The sequence below is a fragment of the Streptomyces sp. NA04227 genome, assembly GCF_013364195.1.
GTDB lineage: Bacteria > Actinomycetota > Actinomycetes > Streptomycetales > Streptomycetaceae > Streptomyces.
In genome coordinates this window covers 4,046,848-4,065,384 of the sequence record NZ_CP054918.1, presented here as the reverse complement: position 1 = coordinate 4,065,384, position 18,537 = coordinate 4,046,848, and the positions used below count along the sequence as shown (strand labels likewise).

The 18,537-nt window shown below is 70.0% G+C and carries 21 protein-coding genes; 10 read left to right on the top strand and 11 right to left on the bottom strand.

Going from position 1 to position 18,537, the window contains the following annotated elements:
* Window positions 1-28: 28 nt before the first annotated feature.
* The 3 genes from HUT18_RS17285 to HUT18_RS17275 all read right to left on the bottom strand — a co-directional run bounded on the left by HUT18_RS17285 (window position 29) and on the right by HUT18_RS17275 (window position 3,319).
* A complete protein-coding gene (locus HUT18_RS17285; protein ID WP_254878652.1) occupies window positions 29-970 on the bottom strand; it encodes an ABC transporter permease subunit in 942 nt (313 codons plus the stop codon).
* The gene (locus HUT18_RS17280) at window positions 960-1,973 is read right to left on the bottom strand and encodes an ABC transporter ATP-binding protein (protein ID WP_254879040.1); all 1,014 of its coding nucleotides are present in this window, start codon (window positions 1,971-1,973) and stop codon (window positions 960-962) included. The genes HUT18_RS17285 and HUT18_RS17280 overlap by 11 nt, the downstream gene beginning before the upstream one ends.
* 494 nt (window positions 1,974-2,467) lie before the next feature.
* Complete coding sequence (locus tag HUT18_RS17275) at window positions 2,468-3,319, bottom strand: NAD(P)H-binding protein (RefSeq protein ID WP_176101540.1); 852 nt, start codon at window positions 3,317-3,319, stop codon at window positions 2,468-2,470.
* 534 nt (window positions 3,320-3,853) lie between these two features.
* On the opposite strand from HUT18_RS17275, the gene HUT18_RS17270 reads away from it, so the two are divergent.
* A complete protein-coding gene (locus HUT18_RS17270; RefSeq protein ID WP_254878651.1) occupies window positions 3,854-4,510 on the top strand; it encodes an RNA 2'-phosphotransferase in 657 nt (218 codons plus the stop codon).
* Between the two features lie 166 nt (window positions 4,511-4,676).
* Here the strand turns inward: HUT18_RS17270 and HUT18_RS17265 are convergent, their stop codons facing one another.
* Window positions 4,677-4,832: a hypothetical protein gene (locus HUT18_RS17265; protein WP_176101539.1), complete on the bottom strand. Its 156-nt coding sequence runs from the start codon at window positions 4,830-4,832 to the stop codon at window positions 4,677-4,679.
* The gene (locus HUT18_RS17260; protein WP_176101538.1) at window positions 4,829-5,086 is read right to left on the bottom strand and encodes a hypothetical protein; all 258 of its coding nucleotides are present in this window, start codon (window positions 5,084-5,086) and stop codon (window positions 4,829-4,831) included. Before HUT18_RS17260 ends, HUT18_RS17265 begins: the two co-directional genes overlap by 4 nt.
* A gap of 220 nt (window positions 5,087-5,306) precedes the next feature.
* Between HUT18_RS17260 and HUT18_RS17255 the strand changes: the two genes are divergently transcribed.
* Window positions 5,307-5,681, top strand: a complete 375-nt coding sequence (locus HUT18_RS17255; protein ID WP_176101537.1) for an SCO0607 family lipoprotein — start codon at window positions 5,307-5,309, stop codon at window positions 5,679-5,681.
* 110 nt (window positions 5,682-5,791) lie between these two features.
* Window positions 5,792-6,703 carry an LLM class flavin-dependent oxidoreductase gene (locus HUT18_RS17250; RefSeq protein WP_176101536.1) on the top strand — a complete coding sequence of 304 codons (912 nt, stop codon included), beginning with the start codon at window positions 5,792-5,794 and terminating at the stop codon, window positions 6,701-6,703.
* Window positions 6,704-6,787: 84 nt separating this feature from the next.
* On the opposite strand, the gene HUT18_RS17245 is transcribed toward HUT18_RS17250, so the two are convergent.
* Window positions 6,788-9,169 carry a PQQ-binding-like beta-propeller repeat protein gene (locus HUT18_RS17245; protein WP_254879039.1) on the bottom strand — a complete coding sequence of 794 codons (2,382 nt, stop codon included), beginning with the start codon at window positions 9,167-9,169 and terminating at the stop codon, window positions 6,788-6,790.
* A 336-nt stretch (window positions 9,170-9,505) separates the two neighbouring features.
* Here HUT18_RS17245 and HUT18_RS17240 point away from each other — a divergent pair, with 336 nt between their 5' ends.
* A complete protein-coding gene (locus tag HUT18_RS17240; protein WP_176101534.1) occupies window positions 9,506-10,108 on the top strand; it encodes a class I SAM-dependent methyltransferase in 603 nt (200 codons plus the stop codon).
* 144 nt (window positions 10,109-10,252) lie between these two features.
* Complete coding sequence (locus HUT18_RS17235; protein WP_176101533.1) at window positions 10,253-10,711, top strand: pyridoxamine 5'-phosphate oxidase family protein; 459 nt, start codon at window positions 10,253-10,255, stop codon at window positions 10,709-10,711.
* A 21-nt stretch (window positions 10,712-10,732) separates the two neighbouring features.
* Here HUT18_RS17235 and HUT18_RS17230 read toward each other — a convergent pair whose 3' ends face one another.
* Complete coding sequence (locus tag HUT18_RS17230; protein ID WP_254878650.1) at window positions 10,733-11,302, bottom strand: ATP-binding protein; 570 nt, start codon at window positions 11,300-11,302, stop codon at window positions 10,733-10,735.
* A gap of 113 nt (window positions 11,303-11,415) precedes the next feature.
* Here HUT18_RS17230 and HUT18_RS17225 point away from each other — a divergent pair, with 113 nt between their 5' ends.
* From HUT18_RS17225 to HUT18_RS17215, 3 genes are all read left to right on the top strand, one after another.
* Window positions 11,416-12,270, top strand: a complete 855-nt coding sequence (locus tag HUT18_RS17225; protein WP_176101532.1) for a helix-turn-helix transcriptional regulator — start codon at window positions 11,416-11,418, stop codon at window positions 12,268-12,270.
* Window positions 12,227-12,523: a DUF397 domain-containing protein gene (locus HUT18_RS17220; protein ID WP_176101531.1), complete on the top strand. Its 297-nt coding sequence runs from the start codon at window positions 12,227-12,229 to the stop codon at window positions 12,521-12,523. The genes HUT18_RS17225 and HUT18_RS17220 overlap by 44 nt, the downstream gene beginning before the upstream one ends.
* Before the next feature lie 112 nt (window positions 12,524-12,635).
* Window positions 12,636-13,496, top strand: a complete 861-nt coding sequence (locus HUT18_RS17215) for a Cof-type HAD-IIB family hydrolase (protein ID WP_368661533.1) — start codon at window positions 12,636-12,638, stop codon at window positions 13,494-13,496.
* 22 nt (window positions 13,497-13,518) lie between these two features.
* On the opposite strand, the gene HUT18_RS17210 is transcribed toward HUT18_RS17215, so the two are convergent.
* A complete protein-coding gene (locus HUT18_RS17210; RefSeq protein WP_176101529.1) occupies window positions 13,519-14,205 on the bottom strand; it encodes a DUF6585 family protein in 687 nt (228 codons plus the stop codon).
* Between the two features lie 384 nt (window positions 14,206-14,589).
* Between HUT18_RS17210 and HUT18_RS17205 the strand changes: the two genes are divergently transcribed.
* Complete coding sequence (locus HUT18_RS17205) at window positions 14,590-15,480, top strand: GNAT family N-acetyltransferase (RefSeq protein WP_176101528.1); 891 nt, start codon at window positions 14,590-14,592, stop codon at window positions 15,478-15,480.
* Between the two features lie 63 nt (window positions 15,481-15,543).
* Here the strand turns inward: HUT18_RS17205 and HUT18_RS17200 are convergent, their stop codons facing one another.
* The 3 genes from HUT18_RS17200 to HUT18_RS17190 form a co-directional block, all read right to left on the bottom strand.
* Window positions 15,544-16,203: a class I SAM-dependent methyltransferase gene (locus HUT18_RS17200; protein WP_176101527.1), complete on the bottom strand. Its 660-nt coding sequence runs from the start codon at window positions 16,201-16,203 to the stop codon at window positions 15,544-15,546.
* Window positions 16,204-16,369: 166 nt separating this feature from the next.
* Entirely contained in the window at window positions 16,370-17,110 is a 741-nt protein-coding gene (locus HUT18_RS17195) for a bifunctional 2-polyprenyl-6-hydroxyphenol methylase/3-demethylubiquinol 3-O-methyltransferase UbiG (RefSeq protein WP_176101526.1), read from the bottom strand.
* A gap of 100 nt (window positions 17,111-17,210) precedes the next feature.
* Window positions 17,211-18,317, bottom strand: coding sequence for a M23 family metallopeptidase (locus HUT18_RS17190; RefSeq protein WP_254878649.1), 1,107 nt, complete (start codon window positions 18,315-18,317; stop codon window positions 17,211-17,213).
* A gap of 50 nt (window positions 18,318-18,367) precedes the next feature.
* Between HUT18_RS17190 and HUT18_RS17185 the strand changes: the two genes are divergently transcribed.
* Window positions 18,368-18,526: a hypothetical protein gene (locus HUT18_RS17185; protein WP_176101524.1), complete on the top strand. Its 159-nt coding sequence runs from the start codon at window positions 18,368-18,370 to the stop codon at window positions 18,524-18,526.
* The last annotated feature ends 11 nt before the right edge of the window (window positions 18,527-18,537 follow it).

Genomic DNA, 18,537 nt, shown 5'->3' with positions numbered 1-18,537 from the left:
TGGGCGACGGGCGGGCTGTCGTCATGGGTTACAGCCCGGCCTTCCGGTAGCGGCGTACGAGCAGGGCGTAGCAGCCCGCGATGACGCCGACGACGACGAGGAGATAGACGACGCCGACCGCGTTCGAGGGGCCCGCGGAGTCGGGGAAGTTGGACTCGGCGCCGAGGAAGGCGCTCTGCAGACCGTCGATCAGGCTGATCGGCGAGAAGAGTCCGAGCCAGGCGATCGCGCCCGGGCTGCCCGACTCCTGGGCGATGGTCTGCACGGTGCTGACCGCGCCGTACGGGATCGTCAGGAGCGCGATGACGGCGGCGACGCCGAAGCCGCGGCGCGGGGTGGCCGCCGAGACGACGAGCCCGATTCCGGCGAGGAGGAGGGAGAGCACTGCCACGGCCACGAGTCCCTGCGCGAATCCCTTGGTCTGGTCCACGAAGTCGAGCTTGCCGAGCAGCGCGCCCACGTACAGGACGGTCACCGGCATCGCGGTCAGGGCGAACAGTGCGGCACTGAGCGCGGCGAACTTCGCCTGGACGTAGTCGCGGTGCTCGATCGGCCGCGAGAAGTACAGCGGCACGGTCTTGAACCGCAGGTCGAGCGAGACCGCCTGGGGTGCCTGCGAGGCCAGGTAGAGGGCGATCACCGCCTGGAGGACGATCGCGTACTCGCGGTAGTCCACCGGCAGTTTGTTCATGTCGGTCGTCACGGCGACCGCGACGATGATCGCCGCGGGCAGCACCATCACGCCGAACAGGATCATCGGCAGCACCTTGGAGCGCGCCGAGCGGCCGAGGCCGTAGGCGCCGCGCAGCGACTGCACGAACAGCGAACGGCGCGCGTAGGCGCGGCCGAGCCGGGGCCCGTCGTAGTGGCGGTAGCCGATGTTGTGGATACGGGACTGGTCGGTGGGCGCGGACGCGCGCTGGGCGAGCCCGCCACCACCGCCGAACTGTCCGCTCTGCTCAGCCGCCATGACCGGCCGCCTCCTTCGGGTCGGGCTGTGCGTGCGGGCCGGGGGCGTGCGGGCCGGGGGCGCTGGGGGTGGTGTCGGCGTCGCTGTGGAACACCTCGGCGATGTGGTGCCTGCGCTGTTCCATGCGGACCAGGCCGAGGCCGAGATCGGCGACCGTGTCGCGGACGGTGTCGTAGGTCTGCTCGCCCTCGGCGGTGAGCAGCACCACATGGCCCGCGCCCGGCAGGCTGCCGCCGGACTGGGTGCCGATGCCGAGCCGCTCCAGGGCCTCGCGCAGCGCACGGGTCCCGTCGGGGTGTTCGTCGGTGTCGGTGACCTCGACCGCGAGCGTGGTGGTGATCTGCGTGAAGTCGGTGGTGGAGCTGGACCGCAGGAGCTGCCCGCCGTCGACGACGACGACGTGGTCGCAGGTGCGCTCCAGCTCGCCGAGCAGGTGCGAGGTGACCAGGACCGAGATGCCGAAGTCGGTGTAGACGCGGCGGATCAGGCCGAGCATGTCGTCGCGGCCGACCGGGTCGAGGCCGTTGGTCGGCTCGTCCAGGAAGACCAGCTGCGGGTCGTGCACCAGCGCCTGTGCCAGTTTCACCCGCTGCTTCATACCCGTCGAGTAGCCGCCCATCGGGCGGTACCGCTCCTCGTACAGGCCGACATGGCGCAGGGTGTCGGCGGTGCGCTCACGTGCGGCGGCGGGCGGCAGCCCCGACATCCGCGCCATGTGGACGACGAACTCCGTGGCGGAGACGTCCGGCGGCAGACAGTCGTGCTCGGGCATGTAGCCGACGCGTTCGCGGATGTCGCCGCCTTTGGTGGCGACATCGAGCCCGAGCACCTCGGCTCGGCCCTCGGTGGCGGGGGACAGGCCCAGCAGGATCTTGATCAGCGTCGACTTGCCGGCGCCGTTGGCGCCGACGAGCCCGGTCACGCCGGCCCCGATCTCCATGCTGAGCCGGTCGAGAGCGGTCACCCGCGGGTACCGCTTGCTCAGGCCTTCGGTCAGGATCACAGTCACGAATCGACCGTAGGCGCGCGGCCCGCGCCCGGTCGTCAGACCACGGGAGCGTCCGTTTCTACGTCTTGGGTACTACGGGCCCGTAAGGGTTCTCCCCAATGGGGAGGGGGCCCGGCAGACCTTTGGTTCGCGGCCTCGGGGGCGGGGCGGGGGCTTCCGCATGGACGCGAGGTGGTGCCGTGCCTCGGCCGCTTCCGTGAGGGGAACGTGTGGTGGGTGGTGGAGGTTCCCGGAGGAGAGACGTGGTTCCCGGAGGAGAGACGTCCGGGGTGGCCCTTACCGTTACCGCCCCTCCCGGGTGCACCTTTCCCGGTGCGGGCCCCACGCGGATCCTGACGCGAGCCTTCCGCGTCCCTGAGCAAGGGGCTCGGCCTCGGCGTCATGTGTCTCGGCGTCATGTGCAGGGGCGACGGAGCCGAGATCCGGCGCTTCGGTCGGTTACGTCAACGTGCGCGGGCGTCCCTCTCAGCCGTGTGCGGGCGTCCCTCTCAGCTGAAGTCCGCCGCGTGGTCCACCGCCCACTCCTGGAAAGATCGGGCCGGGCTGCCCGTGATGCGCTCCACTTCCTCGTTGACCGGCTCCGGATTGCCGATCATCCCGGCCTGGGCCGGCAACACGGCCTCCACCAGCTCTGCCGGGTAGCCTGCGGCCTTCATCTGCTCGGCGGCCTCGTCCAGCGTGATCTCCTCGAACCGCACCGGTCGCCCGATCGCCTCGCCGATCAGGGCCACCTGCTGTTCCTGGGTGATCAGTTCGGGGCCGGTGAGCAGAGGGCGGGTGCCGAGCAGGGCGTCGGTCGTCAGCGCCTGAACGGCGACCGCGGCAATGTCCGCCTCGTGGATCAGCGGACGGGCCAGCCTTGCCAGCGGCGCCCGTACCGCACCGGTGGTGCGGACCTCCTCCGCCCAGCCCAGCGTGTTGCTCGCGAACCCGGTCGGCCGCAGCGCCGTCCGCTCCAGTCCCGATGCCTCGATCAGCCGCTCCAGCTCCGTGTGGAACATGGTGATCGCCTCGCCCGGCTCCTCCTTCTCGCTCCCCACTCCGGCGGATGACAGGTACACCACCCGTTGAGCATGCTTCCCGATCGTCTCGATCACGTCCGACGCGCCCTCGGCGCTCAGGAACGGCCACACCAGGAAGACCGAATCGACGCCCTCCAGGGCCGTGCCCAGCGACGCGGGATCACCGAGATCGCCGCGCACCGCCTGTACACCCTCCGGGAAGTCCGACTCCCCTCGCACCAGCGCCCGAACGGGCACGCCCGCCGCGTGCAGTTGGGCCACCACCGCGCCGCCGACCTTTCCCGTCGCGCCGGTCACCAGGATCCTGGGATGTGTCATGGGAATCTCCTCGTCTCGCCGTTCGATGGCACGACTCTCGTACATCAACCAAGGTTGAGGTCAAGCACCGGCCGGAGTGGCCTTCAGGTGCTGTTCCCACCAGCGACCTGCCCGCGGTGGTGGAACGTGGAGCCCTGGTGAGAGGGCCGAGCGTCACAGCCACTCGTTGATGACCGCGCGCTGGGCACGGTCGCCCCACAGCGGACCGCGAACTTGCCGTATCGCGAGGCGACGGCACGCCTACGTTTCTCCTCGCCCCGCAACTGGACCCGGAATCCCCAGGGTTGTAATGTTGCCCGTCCCCCAAGGGGAGTTGCGGCCAAGGTGAACCGGCGTTGCCCGTACGGCGATTGACCGCTGACGGCGATTCAACCGAGCCTGAGTGAGGGCCTGTTGACCAAGCCCCTTTATTCACAGACGAGTTGTCCACAGAAAACACCGCACCCCTGTGGATAACTTAACTTTCTGTGGATCAAACATCACCGCACAAAATCGCATGGACAAGATCCGGACAGATCTGCACGCTGAGATTCCATGGACGGCATGTACGACATGGACGAAGCAGACGGCGTGAACGGCGCGAGCGGGACGGGCACCCCCGTTACCCCTGACACCCCCAGCACTCCCAACACCCCCAGCACCCCGGACGAGCAGCGCACCATCAAGGTCTCGAAGTACCTGTCCAGGCACCTGCGGCACTCTCCCGAGCGGATCGGCCTGGCCCCGGACGAGGCGGGCTGGGTGGAGATCGACGTACTCATGGCCGCCGCGTCGGCCCACGGTTTCGCGTTCACCAGCGCCGAGCTCGACCACGTGGTCCGCGCCAACGACAAGCAGCGCTTCGCCGTCGAAGGCACCCGGATCCGGGCACGACAAGGCCACAGCATCCCCGTTGACCTGGGACTTTCCCCAACCCCTCCGCCCGGCGTGCTCTACCACGGCACCGTCGCCCGACACCTGGCCGCGATCCGCGCCGAGGGCCTGCGCCCGATGAACCGGCACGACGTCCACCTGTCGGCCGACCGAGAGACGGCCACCAGGGTCGGCGCCCGACGCGGCCGCCCCGTCATCCTCACCGTGGACGCCCCCGCCATGCACGCCGACGGCCACACCTTCCGCGTCACCGCCAACGGCGTCTGGCTCACCGCCGAGGTCCCACCGCGCTACGTGCGCTTCTCCCAACCACACTGAGCTACACGGCCTCTGACGGAGCCTCACCAAGCGGCCTCAGCAAGCAGCTTGCGAATCCGCCCCGTACTCGGCCGAATTTCGACGGTCCCGGCACGGCGTCTGTACACAGGAGTTGTCCACAGGTCTGTGTGTACTCGGGGGCAGGCCCTTGTGCACTCGGGGGCCTTCACAGCGGCCGTCGCGGGCGGCAGGGCCAGGCAGCGAGGTCGGCACCGATGCCGTGGAAGACCTGGAGCATCGCAAGAACCTTGCAGCCCTCCACGTCGTCCAAGCGCTCAGCCCCCTGGGAGTCGAGGACCACGGTCTCGTCATGCTCCCTCACACCCCGCTCGCCACCCCGCCCTCCGCATCCATCACGTCCGCTCCGAAGATCCGGGACTGGGCCTCAGCCAGCTCTTCCTCGGTGAAAGCCCCGTATTCCGCCTGGTTGCACAGCAGTTCGACCCCCAGCAGCTGGTGCCGGAGCCGCCGTGCCACCGCTTCGGCGACGTAGCCGGAGACGTTGTCGGTGAGCTTCTTCAACTCGGCCACCTGGTCGGTCGGCAGTGTGACCCTGATACGCGTCGTGTCCGCCATAGGGTCGAGCATGCTGCGAAATGCGCGCTCCCGCAGCAGCAAGAACCACACCCGCGACACCACACTCCGTCATCACAGATTCCCAGAAGTGATCCCTGTGGCGGGCGGGCATCCCGACCCCGGGTACGCCCAACTCCCAGCCTGAGTACCCATACTCATGCCCCCCTCCCGCCCCCTCCCGCACTCTGGTACCCGAAGCCAACCCCCCAAGGAGCCCCCAGTGCGTACCAACAGCCGCGTTCAGCCCCAGCCCTCCGCGAGCGGGGCCCTCACCCGGAACCGGGCCGGAAACCGGAGCCGTGGCCGGACCCGCCGCGCCGCCCTCGGCCTCGCGCTCGCCTCCGCGGCGGCCGCGACCCTGACCACCGGCTGTTCCCTGCAGGAAGCGACCTGCGGCGGCGGCGAGTACCCGGTCATGACCGTGGGCGGCACCGGCAGCGCCTGCGTCCCCGACGACGAGGAGCCCCCGAAGGGCTACGTCCGCTACCCGGAGGGCAAGGTCCCCAAGCACGTCGACGACAAGTGGGACAAGTACTGGCAGACCCACTCGGTGGACAAGAACGGGAAGATCATCACTGTTCCCGAGGGCGAGTGAGCGGGAGAATCCGCCCCGGAGCCCTGCGCCCAGCCCCGCCCCCGGAATCCGGAGTTCCGCCCCGGCCCCCGCACCGAACCGGTCGCCTCCCCCTCGCGTAATCTCCTGCCATGCGCCTCAGCACCGTCATCCTCCCCACCCGCCGCTGGCACCAGGGCGGCCGTGACCTGTGGCAACGGGCCGAGGACCTCGGCTTCCACGCCGCCTACACCTACGACCACCTGGCCTGGCGCTACCCCTTCCGGGACGGTCCGTGGTTCGGGGCGGTGCCGACGCTGACGGCCGCCGCGGGCGCCACCACGCGCCTGCGACTGGGCACGCTGGTCAGCTCGCCCAACTTCCGGCACCCGGTCACCCTGGCCAAGGAACTGATCTCGCTCGACGACATCTCCGAAGGGCGGATCACGCTCGGCATCGGCGCGGGGTCCAACGGTTTCGACGCGACCACGCTGCGCCCGAAGGACGCCGAGCCCTGGTCGCCCCGCGAACGGGCCGACCGCTTCGGCGAGTTCGTGCCCCTGCTCGACCGGCTCCTGACCGAACCGGCCGAGGTCACCCACGAGGGCACGTTCTACGCGGCCACCGAGGCGCGCAACGTCCCCGGCTGCGTCCAGCTCCCGCGCCTGCCGTTCGCCATCGCCGCCACCGGCCCGCGCGGGCTGCGGCTCGCCGCCCGGTACGGGCAGGCGTGGGTGACCACGGGCGACCCGAAGCTGTACGAGGACGGCACCCCCGAGCAGTCCGTCGAAGCGATCCGCCGCCAGGCCGAGAAGCTGGACGCCGCCTGCGCCGAACTGGGCCGCGACACAGGCGACTTGGACCGCGTCCTGCTGACCGGCTTCACCCCGGACCGCGCCCGCCCCCTCGCCTCCCTCGACGCCTTCGTCGACTTCGCGGGCCGCCACCGGGACCTGGGCTTCACCGAACTCGTCGTCCACTGGCCGATCCCTGACACCGACTTCGCCGCGGACCAGCAGGTCTTCGAGCGGATCGCGACGGAGGCGGTGGCGCAGCTCGGCTGAGCGGCTGGGGGTGAACAACCGGGCGGGAGCGGGTTGCCCGCCACGCACCACCGTTCACATCCCCTCCGGTCACATCCCCTCCGGTCACCCCTCCGTTCCCATCCCCTCCGGCCCCTGCCCCGTCGCGGCATCAAGGGCATGGAGGCCGTTCTCGTTGGTGACGTAGACGAGACCGTGGCCGAGGACGGGCGCGTTGTGCAGGGTCATGCTGTCGAGGCTGGCGCCGGTCGGGGTGGACCAGCGCTCGGTGCCGGACTTCGCGTCGAGTGCGTAGACGGTGCCCTCCGGGTCGCCCAGGTCGCTGACGTAGACCGTGCCGTCCACGAGGACGGGCGTGGAGGGCTCGACGAGACCCGGGTAGGACCACTTCTCGCGGCCGTCGGCGGCGGTCAGGGCATGTACGGCGTCGAGGCCGCCGACGTAGACCATGTCCCCGTCCGCCGACGGCGGTGAGGCGTCGTAGTAGTCGGGCGTGCCCGGCTTGCCCTTGAGTGGCAGGGACCACTTCTTGGTGCCGTCGGAGATCGAAACGGCGTACAGGCTCTGGTCGTTGCCGGTCGAGAAGACCAGGTCACCGGTGGTCGCGGGCTGCTTCGGAAAGCCGACGTCGACACGGTAGGCCCACTTCTTGGTGCCCTTCTCGGCGTCGAGGGCGTAGAGGGTCCGGTCGTCGCCGTCGACGCCGATGTAGACCGTGCCGTCGCGCACGATCGGCGAGCAGTAGATCTCCTCGCCCGCCGGGAAGCTCCACTTCTTGGTGCCGCGTACCGCGTCCACCGCGTAGACCTGCTTGTCGAGGCTCGCGAAGTACACCGTCCCGTCCGCGACGACGGGCCTGGAGCGCACCCGGTCGCCGGTGGGGAACTTCCACTTCGGTACGCCGCCGTCGACGGTCAGCGCCCGGAGATGGCCTTCCTCGTCCCCGATGTACAACAGGCCACCTGCGACGGTGAATTGGTTCGCGTCCGATTCCATCGGTGTTTCCCACTGCTGCGTCCCGGTGAGCGCGTCCAGGCCGCACACCATGCCGCCGTCGCTGAAGTAGAGCACCCGGCCGGACAGCACCGGAGGACACGGGATGACCGTCTCCTGCCGCAGCGCCCAGGGCTTGCGCGCGGGAGCGGGCGGCCCGCTCGGCTTCCGGCTCCCGGCGCCCTTGTCGCCGGACGCCTCCGGCTTCTTCTCCCCCTCGTCGCCGAGCAGGGCGACGGCCCCACCGGCCCCCGCGACCGCCACCGCCCCGACCCCCAGCGCGAGCCACAACGCCCGCCTACGGGTGAGCAGTTGACGCCCACCACCCGCCGCCGGTCCTTCGGTGGGGCGCCGCGGTACGGCGGTCTGCGTCGGCAGATGGTGTACGTGCTGTCCGCCGCCGCTGCCCGACGCGGGTGCCGCAGACGGCGGAGGGGTCTGCGGCATCTCGGGAGCCGAGGGAGGAGCGAGCGAAGCCGCCGGGGAAACGACCGGGACCGCTGGCGCGACCGCAGCCGCGGAATTCACCTCCGCAACAGCCGCGGTGGGTACGGGGGTTGGTGCGGATGCCCCGGCCGGAGCAAAGGAAGGCGCGGGAGGCGAGGAAGGGGCGGGAGGCGAGGAAGGCACCGGAGCCGAGGCAGGCGCCGAACCCGAGGAGGCCGTCGAAACCGCGGATGCGGGAGGAGCCCCCGCAGCCAACGCGCGCAGTTCCTCGTGCACCCGCCTCGCCGACTCCGGCCGCTCGGCGGCCTCCTTGGCCAGCAACCGCAACGTAAGAGCGTCCACTTCACTCGGCACACCCTCGCGCCTGCGTCCCGGCGCCTCGGGCGTACCGCGCAGATGCGCGGTCATCGTCGCGACGGCGCCCGAAGTGGTGAATGGCGCTTCCCCGGTGAGGAGTTCGTGCAGTACGCAACCGAAGGAGTACAGGTCGGACTGGGCGTCGCCCGGGTGTTCGTCGAAGCGTTCGGGGGCCATGTACGCCAGGGAGCCCATCACCTGGCTCGACTTGTCGGTAGTGGCCATGAAGCGGGCGATGCCGAAGTCGAGGACCTTGATCTCGCCGCCGGTCGTCAGCATGAGGTTGGCGGGCTTCAGGTCCCGGTGCACGACCCCGGCCTCGTGGGCCGCGGCGAGCGCGGCGGCGGCCTGTGCGGCCCAGTCCAGTGCCGCCGCCACCGGGGGCGGCCCGTCCTCGTGCAGTACGGCGGACAGGTCCCGGCCCGCCACGTACTCCATGACGAGGAACAGCGTGCCGTCCGACGGGTCCTGCCCCATGTCGTGAACGGTGACGACGCCCCGGTGGTTCAGTCCGCCCGCGGTCCGCGCCTCGCGGAAGAACAACTCCGAGCTCCCGGCGCCCCGTTGGTGCGGCAACAGCTTGACGGCCACCCGGCGCCCGATGACCCGGTCCCGCCCTTCCCAGACCTCACCCATTCCGCCGCGCCCGACGAACGACACCAGCTCGTACCTGTCCGCGAGGACCCGCACACCGCTCAACCTCCCCCGTAGCGTGGGGAGTTCCGGTGCCCCACGCCGTGACCACGGACGATTGAACCGCACCCGTCGAGGTCCGGGGCATGCGGTATCGCGGTGCGGACACGGGGCGGCGCAAGAGACGGGACGTCAGAGGTCAGGCCGCCTTACGCCATCTCCTGACGCCTCACTCCGTCAACGGTGCGGCCGACTGCGCACCCAGAGCTACACAGGCTGCTCCGACAGCCCCGTGGCCAAGTAGTTCCGCACCACGCAACGACTGAACCACCAGAGCCTCAGCCGCCCGGTATCGTGCCGGGCGGCTGTCGCCTTGACGAGAACGGACGGGTAGTGACGGACTCTCGCAGCGCCGCATGGGACACCTACTCACAGAGCAAGCCTCAGCGGCGGCAGACCAATGCCAGGGGCGAGACCACATGGTTCAACTGGACCCAGTACCCGGACCACGGTCCCGGGGCCGACGTACTCGGCCTCGAATCCGGCGACAGTGTGCTCGACCTCGGATGCGGGTCCGGTGGGAACGTGGCTCATCTCGCGGCGCTCGGCATGAAGGCCGTGGGGATCGATCTCTCCGCCAAGCAGCTCGACAAGGCACGCGAGCGGTGGCCCGATGTGGAGGGGATGACACTCCGCCAGGCCGATGCCCTCGCCTGCTTCGGAGACACGAGCACACCCTTCGACGCGGTCTACAGCGTGTTCGGTGCCGCCTGGTTCACCGATCCGGGGCTGCTGCTGCCGCTCGTGCACGCGAACCTCAAGCCAGGGGGAGTGTTCGCGCTCTCCCAACGCCCCCCGGTCGAAGGGTGCTACGGCTGCCAGGCGTCGTACATCCCCCGCGGCCCTGAGGAGGACCCCGCGGTCGTCAAACGGTGGGACTACGAACCCGATGTGTGGACGCTGATCCTCAAGGAACACGGCTACGTGGATGTATGAGCCTCCGTCCTTGCCCCGCCCCCGGGGAGTCGGCGCACGGGCACTCTGCTCGTCCGGGGCGTCCGGGGCAGGTACTGAACAAGGTGGGCGTTGGGCATGTGAGGTCCAGGAAATTGCTTGGGGGCCGCGGGTGTTGATCACGTCATGACTCAACGACCAGCACCTCGTCCACTGTCCGACGAAGCCCTCTCCAGCCTGCTGGGCCGGCAGCAGTTCGGCACGCTCGCCACCGTCAAGCGCAGTGGCCACCCCCATCTGACGACCATGGTGTACAGCTGGGACCCCGAAGCCCGCATCGTGCGGTTCTCGACGACGGCGGACCGGGTCAAGGTCGCGCATCTGCGGCACAATCCGCGTGCCGCGCTGCACGTACCGGGCGGCGACGTGTGGTCGTTCGCCGTCGCCGAAGGCGAGGCCCTGGTCTCCGAGATCACGACGGTTCCCGGCGACGCGGTGGGGCGGGAGCTGCTCGGGATGATCCCGCCGGACGGGAGGCCCGAGGACGAAGCCGCTTTCCTGGAGGAGCTGGTCGCCGAGCGCCGGATGGTCATCCGGCTGAAGGTGGACCGGCTGTACGGCACGGCACTCGACATCGACGGATAGGACGCAGCGGAGCCGCGCCGGTCACTGCCACGCGTCGACCACCCGCAGCGTCCCGGTGCCGCTCACCGTGCCCGCCCCGCCCTCCCGTACGCACTCGAACCACACCGTCTTTCCCGGCTTCCCCTCCTCGCCCAGCCCCCAGTACGCCTGCTCCCCGAAGCCGCACGGCTCGACTCCCCAGCGGTCGGTGACCGCCTCCACCAGGCGCAGCCCGCGCCCGCCCTCGTCCAGCGGACCGGCCGCCCGCACCTGCGGCAACTCCGGTGATCCATCGGTCACTTCGACGCGTACGCCCTCGCCGTGGCGGCGGAACCACAGGGCGCAGAGGCGATCCGGTACGTGCCGTACGACGTTCGCCAGGAGTTCGGTGAGGGCGAGTTCCGCCGCCGGGGCGAGGTCCGGCAGGGACCAGGCGTCCAGGTAGTGGCGGAGGATGCGGCGCAGGTGGCCGGCCGAGTGGTCGCCCACCGTCAGGCGGATGCGGTACGTCGTCGCGACGGCACCCTCGGGGTGCAGGACCACCAGTGCCTCACGGGAGTCGTGAGAGACGTAGGGGGCGCGAAGGGCGCGCGGGGTATCGCGTTCGGGCACGTGAACTCCCATTGGGGGCAAATGAGTTGGTGACTTCACTCCACAAGCTTGACCCCGCCTGACTACTCTCGGCTACGGACAGAAACGAACCGTGACTTCCGTTGGAGGGCATTGTGGTACAGATCCGACAACTCGACCCGGACGCCTCACCCTTGCACCACTTCGGCGCCGAACTCCGCCTCCGCCGCGAGGCCGCTCAACTCACCCAGGCCGAACTCGGCGCCAAGCTCTTCTGCACCGGCTCCCTCGTCGGTCAGATTGAAACCGCCCACAAAGTTCCAACTCGGGAATTCGCCGAGCGCGTCGACGTCACGCTCAAGACGGGCGGAGACATGGGCCGCCTCGTCGGTCTCGTGCTGCGCAGCCAACTCCCGCCGTGGTTCCAGGAGTACGCGGGTCTGGAGGCGAAGGCGTCCTACATCTCCACCTACCAGGCGCAGGTGGTCTACGGGCTCTTGCAGACGGAGGCCTACGCGCGGGCGGTCATGGGAGCGCCGTCACCGGACAACCTCGACGAACTCGTGGCCGCACGCATGGAGCGGCAGCGAATCCTTGACCGTGAGGCCCCCGCTCAGCTCTGGGTGGTGCTGGACGAGGCGGTTCTGTACCGGCCAATCGGCGGCCAGCACGTCATGTGGAACCAGCTCGCCCATCTCCTGAGCGTCCACGAGCAGCGCCGGTACGTGAACGTGCAGGTGCTGCCGTTCTCGGCCGGGGAGCACACTGCGCTGACCGGTTCGTTCAACGTCCTGCGATTCGAGGACGACCCTGACGTCTTCTATACGGAGGACATGGCCTCGGGTCATGCGACTGCCAATCCAGATACTCTCAAGGAGAGTTCGCTCCGTTACGCTCGCTTGCAGGCCGCCGCGCTCTCCGTCGAGAAGTCCGCGGCACTGATCAGCCGCGTGATGGAGGAGCGTTATGGGGACGGGAACGTGGATTCCGCCGAACACGACTTGGCGTAAGTCGAGTTACAGCGGCGACAGCGGCGGCGACTGCATCGAATGCACCCCGCTGGGTGACGTGACCTGGCGCAAGTCCAGCTACAGCGGCAACACCGGCGGCGAATGCATCGAAATCGCCGCCCAGCCCTGCCAAATCGCCATCCGCGACTCCAAGAACCCCCATGGCCCCGTCTTCACCATCGGAGCCGCCGCCTTCACCGCGTTCACCGTTGCGGCGCGGCAGGGTGCGTTCGAGGAGCCCGGCGCCCACTGAGCAGGGGTACTGCCGCACCAGGTCGAGGCCGGGGGCCCGGGGGATGAAACCGCTGGACACGTTTCCCCCGCGGCCACCCGCCCGCCGTGGCATATGCGCAAGAATGCGGCTCGTGACCACACAGAGCCCTGCCGCGCCCTGGCCCGCCGAGCCCAAGCTGATCGCGACCGATCTTGACGGAACGTTGCTCCGTGAGGACAAGACCGTCTCACCTCGTACCGTCCAGGCCTTGGCCGACGCCGAGGCCGCCGGTATCGACGTCTTCTTCGTGACCGGACGGCCGCTGCGCTGGATGCAGCCCGTACAGGACTATGTGCACGGCCATGGCCTCGCCATCTGCAACAACGGTGCCGCCGTGGTCGACATGTCCACGGACCTGGACGAGCATCGCTTCGTCAAGCTGCGTCCGCTGCCCCGGGCGACCGCCCTGGAGGTGGTCGAGCGGCTGCGCGCGGCACTGCCCGGTACGAGCTTCGCCATCGAGCGCACCGGGCACGGGCTCCAGCACGAGCCCACGTATCCGAGGATCTGGGTGGAGTCGCACGACATCGTCGCCCCGGCCGAGAAGCTGCTCGCCGAGGACTTCGAGGGCGGCGACGAGCCGATCCTGAAGATGCTCGCGCGGCATGCCGTGCTCGACGCGGACACCTTCATGGACCTGGGCCGCAAGGCCATCGGGGACACCGCGACCCTGACCCGTTCCAGTTCGAGCGCGCTGCTCGAAATCAGCGGTCCCGGTGTCACGAAGGCGAGCACGCTCGAACAGTGCTGTGCGGACAGGGGAGTTGAGGCGGCCGAGGTCGTCGCCTTCGGGGACATGCCCAACGACATCGAGATGCTCCGCTGGGTGGGCGCCGGTTACGCGATGGGCAACGCCCACCCGGCCGTGGTGGCCGCCGCCCCGCATCAGACCCTCGTCAACGAGGAGGACGGCGTCGCCGCCGTCATCGAACAGATCCTGGCCTCCCGCTGAGCCGTCGTCCCTCGCGCCGCCGTCAGTCCCTCGCCGTGAAGTACTCACAGACATGGAGGAAGAGGTCGAGGTTGGGGATGAACCCGATCTCGTGCAGCCCGTCGAGGAGTAACTCGCCGTTGTGGGCGACGACTTGAACCGTACCGTCGGCCAGCCTGACCCGGTCGATCTCCGCCCAGTCGGCCTCCTGCTCACCGGTGAGCAGGCCGTGCCGGTCGGCGTTGATGGGGCCGAACTGTGCCGTCTCGCCCCGTGCGATACGGCCGAGCACATCCGCGAGCTGCGCCTCGGTGATCTTGAGCTGGATGTGCTCGCCCCACTCCCCCCAGCCGAGGATCGGCGGGCCGATCAGGGAGGAGTTGATGCCGAGGCGCTCCTGCCACTTCTGCGTCAGGAGATTCGCGCCCGGCCCGATGTTCACGGCGTCGCCGTAGGGGTCGATCAGGGTGTAACGGGCGTGCGCGTCCGAGCCGTTGATGGTGCGGAGGTACTGCAATACCCGCGACGTACCCCAGTCGAACGCGGCCTCGTAGCCGCTGGGCGCCGTGACGACCACGCCTCCGTCGTAGAGATACAGCCGCCAGTCGCGCCACTTCTTGTACATCCAGCTCTGGCGGGATGCGTACGTCCGCAGCCAGCCGCCGAAGCCCCACTCGCCGGCCAGAGCGACAACGGACGAGGTCGGCGGCTCGGTGTGGATGTGCTCCATGCGAAATCCCCCTAGATTCGCTAACACATATAAGATAGTTAAGCTATCCAAACGGGGGTACGGATACCGGCAAGTTGTTGTCTGGAGATTCCCTCGCCGGGGTCAAGAGCCGAGGCGACGCACCGTGCGGCGACTCCCGCAACGCGCCTCAACTCAACGCCGTGCGTGGACGATTGACACCCGTGCCCTGCCCGCCGTCGATATCCCGTTGCCCGGCACCCGGCCGTACGGGTACGGTCCCCCGGCCGGTCACGTCCCGGACCGGCGCTTTCGTTGAGGAGGTGTGCCGCACATGCGCATCAGTGCCCGGCAGTCGATTTCCCGTGCCGTTCCTTGTGCCGAACCCTGTGTCGAGCTTTGCCACCTTCCGACGACGGAGACCTCTTGCCCATCCGCATCACCCCACTGACCGACCCCGACCGCGGCACGTCCAGCTACCGCCTGGCGTGGCTCGCCTCCGACGCCGACGCGATCCCCGTCGGGTCGGCGTTCCTGCGACTGTTCACCACCGAGGGCCAGGCGCACCGCGCCGAACTGGACATCAACGTCCACCCCACCGAGCGGCGCACCCGTATCGGCTCACGCCTGTTCGACGCGGCGGCCGCGGCCGCGCGGGACAACGGCAGGCGCTGCCTCGCCGCCCAGGCCGAGGACGGATCCCCCGGCGACCGCTTCCTGGCCGCACACGGCTTCCGCCGCGTCCTCGGCCTCACCTATGCCCAACTGACCCTGAACAAGGCGGACTTGACTGCCCTAAGCGCGGTCGTCGACACCCCGCATCCCGGCTACCGCCTGGAATCCTGGTACGGCACGGTCCCCGACCACCTCGCCCAGAGCTTCGCCGACTCGCGCCGCGCCATGGACGACATGCCCATGGACGACGCCGACTACGGCACGGTCACCTGGGACGTGGCGCGCGTCCGCGCCGCCGCCCGCACCATCGCCGAGCGCGGCGATCTGCTCCACACCGTCGTCGCCGTCGACACCTCCGCGCCCTCCCCCAACTCCATTGTGGGTTTCACGGAGTTGGTGGTCCCCGGCGACGGCAAGGGCGAAGCCCAGCACTACGGCACCGGCGTCCTGCCCGAGCACCGCGGCCATGGACTCGGCCACTGGATGAAGGCCGAGTCCGTACTGCGCGCCCGCCACGACCACCCCGACCTGGGCACCCTGATCACCGACACCGCCGACAGCAACACCCCCATGCGGCGCGTCAACGACAGCCTCGGTTACGAGCCGACGCACAAGGTGCTCTATTACGAGCTCACTCTCTAGGCTCCGGTCCCAGGCCCGGCACCTGTCGCGGTCCCGGTCCCGGCCGGGAGCGGGACCGGTGCGTTAGCCGTCCTCGGGCTTCCGGGCCAGAAACGTGGCGACCGTCCTCACCAACCCCTCGTGGGGCAACTGCACGAGGTGGGCGGTGAGGACGAGCCCGGCCTCCGTCAGCAGCGCGGCTATCCGGTCCGGCGGCAGCAAGTGGGACTCGTAGGACACCGGATGGCCTCCGTACGCCTGTGTCGGACGCAGCCGCTCGTCGTCTCCGACGTAGCCGGCCAGCATCAGATGGCCGCCGGGGGCGAGCGTGCGGTGGAACTCGGCGAACACGGTGGGCAGTTGCTCCGGCGGGGTGTGATGCGCGGAGTAGAACGCGAGTACGCCGCCGAGTTCGTCGTCCCGGACCTCCAGCGCGGTCATCGAGCCCACGGTGAAACTCAGTCCCGGATACGCCCGCCGCGCAAGCTCGATCATCTTCGGCGACAGATCGATCCCGAAGACCGGCACCCCCAACTGCGCCAGATGCGCCGTGATCTTGCCCGGCCCGCATCCCAGATCCGCGACCGGCCCCCGGTCGGCCACCCGCACGGTCTCGGCGAACGCGGTCAGCATCGCCCGGGTGACAGGGTCCAACTCCGCTGGTTCCTTGACCAGTTGGGCGTAATCGATGGCGACGGTGTTGTACGACTCCCGGACTGCGGCGAGATACGCGGGTTCGGTCACACGAGCGACTCTAGAGGAGAGCGCCGACAGCGGAGCCGGGTTTCTGCGTGGCGAGTACACGCCTCCAAGGAGCAGTCGGTCTCCCGCCGCGCACGCGGTTCCCCACCGGGCCGGTCGGATACCGAAGTACCGATGTACGGAGCAGGCGGGTACTGGCCCCTGCTCGTCAGGGACGGCGGGGCAAGGGGCGCCGTGCCACGAAGACCAGTTCCTTCCCCGGCCGGTCGGGTGCGTCGCGGACCTCCTCCACGACGAAGCCCTGCTCGGCCAAGTCCTGCTCGATTTCCGCCCGTTCACGAAAACGCAGGGTCGAGTCCGAGGTGAGTACCTCTCCGTCCGAGGCGAAGGCGTAGGTCCAGCGGAAGGTCACCAGGGGCAGGCCGACCTCGATCAGCTCCACCCACGTCTCGACCGGTCCGACGCCCGAAATCTCGGTAACGCCAAGGGAGTTGTCGCGAGTCCACTCCTCCCATCCGCGCCGCGCCGGATCACGGGTCTCGAAGACCAGACGCCCGCCGGGCCGCAGCGCCTCGTAGGCTCCCCGCAGCGTCTCCCGCCACACCCCCGGGTCGACGATGGCCTGCGCGACATTCGCCGTCATGGTCGCCAAGTCGGCCTGCAACGGCGGGAGTTCCGTCGCATTGCCGCAGATCCAGCGCACGCGCTCACTGCCCGGCTTGGCCCGGGCGACGTCGACGGACGCCCGCGCGGGGTCGACGCCGACGACCTCGATCCCACGGTCCGCGAGCAGTAGGGCGAACACCCCTGTGCCGCACCCGATGTCCAGCACCCGGCGCGCCCCGAACTCCTCCGCCATCCGCAGGTAGGCGTCCAGATCGCTGCGGTCGGGATCGAGCGGATCGTAGAGCGCGGCCAGTCGCGGATGGGTGAAGCCTTCGTCAGCCATGGACCGAACGTAGGCGGGGACGGCGCGGGCCGCTACCGAGTTGTCGCGTGGGCGAATCAGCGAGTTCCGCCGGACCCACCTGGGCCAGGCGGGACCCTCGTCAGAGCTCCGGCCCGTCGTCCGGCGTCCCGCTGAACTCCACGATCTGTACGCCGTGTTCGGCCATCCAGGGCACCGGGTCCACGGCCGAGCCCATCGACTCGGTGAGCCGTACCTCGAAGTGCAGGTGCGGGCCCGTCGAGTTGCCGCTGGTGCCGGACTGGCCGATCCACTGGCCACTACGGACGCGTTCGCCCTCCTCGACGGCGGGCGCGGCCAGGTGGGCGTACTGCGTGAAGTAGCCGTTCGGGTGCGCGATCACGACCTGGATGCCGAAGCCGCCGCCGCAGGCCACCCGTACCACCTTGCCCTCGCCCGCCGCGTGGACCGGGGTTCCGATCGGCACCGCGAAGTCCTGCCCGGTGTGCCGGTGCGACCAGCGGGCGCCCGCGCTGTCGAACCCGGCGGACAGGCGGTACTCGTCCACCGGGGCGACCCAGGGGCCGGGCGCCGGTTTCTCGGGGACGTCGAGTCGCGCGGCGTCCGGGCAGGTACCCGCGTCAAGCGCGTCGTCGGCCTCGCCCTGCAAGGTGCCCTTGGCCTGGGCGAGTTGGTCCTTGAGCTGCTGCTTCATGGTGCCGAGGGCGGCCAGTTGCCGGTCCAGGGCGCGTTGTACGCCCGCCGCCTCGCGCTCGGTGCGCTCCAGCCTGCGCTGCGCGGCAAGGCTGCGGGCCACCGCGTTGTCGACGGCGAGATTGGCGTGCGCGACCGTGTGCGAGCCGCGCAGCATCTCGCTGGGGTCCGCGGCGAGCAGCATCCGCGCGGCATACCGCAGCCCGCCGCCGACGCGGTACTGCTCGCGCGCCAGCTGTCCCAGGTCACGCCGCAGCACCCGGGCCCGCTCCCGCTCCGTCCGCAACAACTCCTCCGCCCGCGCCGCCCGTTCACGCTGCCCCTCGGCGTTGATCCGCCCCTGCTCGTACGCGGCACTCGTCCGCGCCGCCTCCGCGTACAGCCGCGCCACTTCGGCGCTCGCGGACTCGGGGCCGGGGGCGGGGTCGGCCGGGGCGGCCGGAGCGGCCGATGCGGTGTCCGGGTGCTGCGGGACGCCGGTCGCGGTGGCCGCCGGGGTGCCGAGGCCGGTCAGCGCACACAGCACCACCGCCACCAGCGGGCGGCGGCTTCGGTGACGGCCCGGGCGACGGGGACCTCGGCGGCATGACGACATGTCCGGATCGTGTCGCGGACGGCGCCGACGGGCCCGCGCTGCTCCTGCGCCCGGGGGACGCACTACCCCGTACGGACGACCGGCGTTCCGCCGAACAGCGGCTTGCCCAACGCTGCGGGACCGTGATCGCCCGCGTGGTCACCGCGTGAGCGCCAGCGGA

Excerpts from the sequence above, each read along its gene's own strand:
- HUT18_RS17285 (WP_254878652.1), bottom strand. The coding sequence starts at position 970 with ATGGCGGCTGAGCAGAGCGGACAGTTCGGCGGTGGTGGCGGGCTCGCC.
- HUT18_RS17275 (WP_176101540.1), bottom strand. The coding sequence starts at position 3,319 with ATGACACATCCCAGGATCCTGGTGACCGGCGCGACGGGAAAGGTCGGC.
- HUT18_RS17270 (WP_254878651.1), top strand. The coding sequence starts at position 3,854 with ATGGACGGCATGTACGACATGGACGAAGCAGACGGCGTGAACGGCGCG.
- HUT18_RS17260 (WP_176101538.1), bottom strand. The coding sequence starts at position 5,086 with ATGGCGGACACGACGCGTATCAGGGTCACACTGCCGACCGACCAGGTG.
- HUT18_RS17250 (WP_176101536.1), top strand. The coding sequence starts at position 5,792 with ATGCGCCTCAGCACCGTCATCCTCCCCACCCGCCGCTGGCACCAGGGC.
- HUT18_RS17235 (WP_176101533.1), top strand. The coding sequence starts at position 10,253 with ATGACTCAACGACCAGCACCTCGTCCACTGTCCGACGAAGCCCTCTCC.
- HUT18_RS17220 (WP_176101531.1), top strand. The coding sequence starts at position 12,227 with ATGGGGACGGGAACGTGGATTCCGCCGAACACGACTTGGCGTAAGTCG.
- HUT18_RS17210 (WP_176101529.1), bottom strand. The coding sequence starts at position 14,205 with ATGGAGCACATCCACACCGAGCCGCCGACCTCGTCCGTTGTCGCTCTG.
- HUT18_RS17195 (WP_176101526.1), bottom strand. The coding sequence starts at position 17,110 with ATGGCTGACGAAGGCTTCACCCATCCGCGACTGGCCGCGCTCTACGAT.
- HUT18_RS17185 (WP_176101524.1), top strand. The coding sequence starts at position 18,368 with ATGACGACATGTCCGGATCGTGTCGCGGACGGCGCCGACGGGCCCGCG.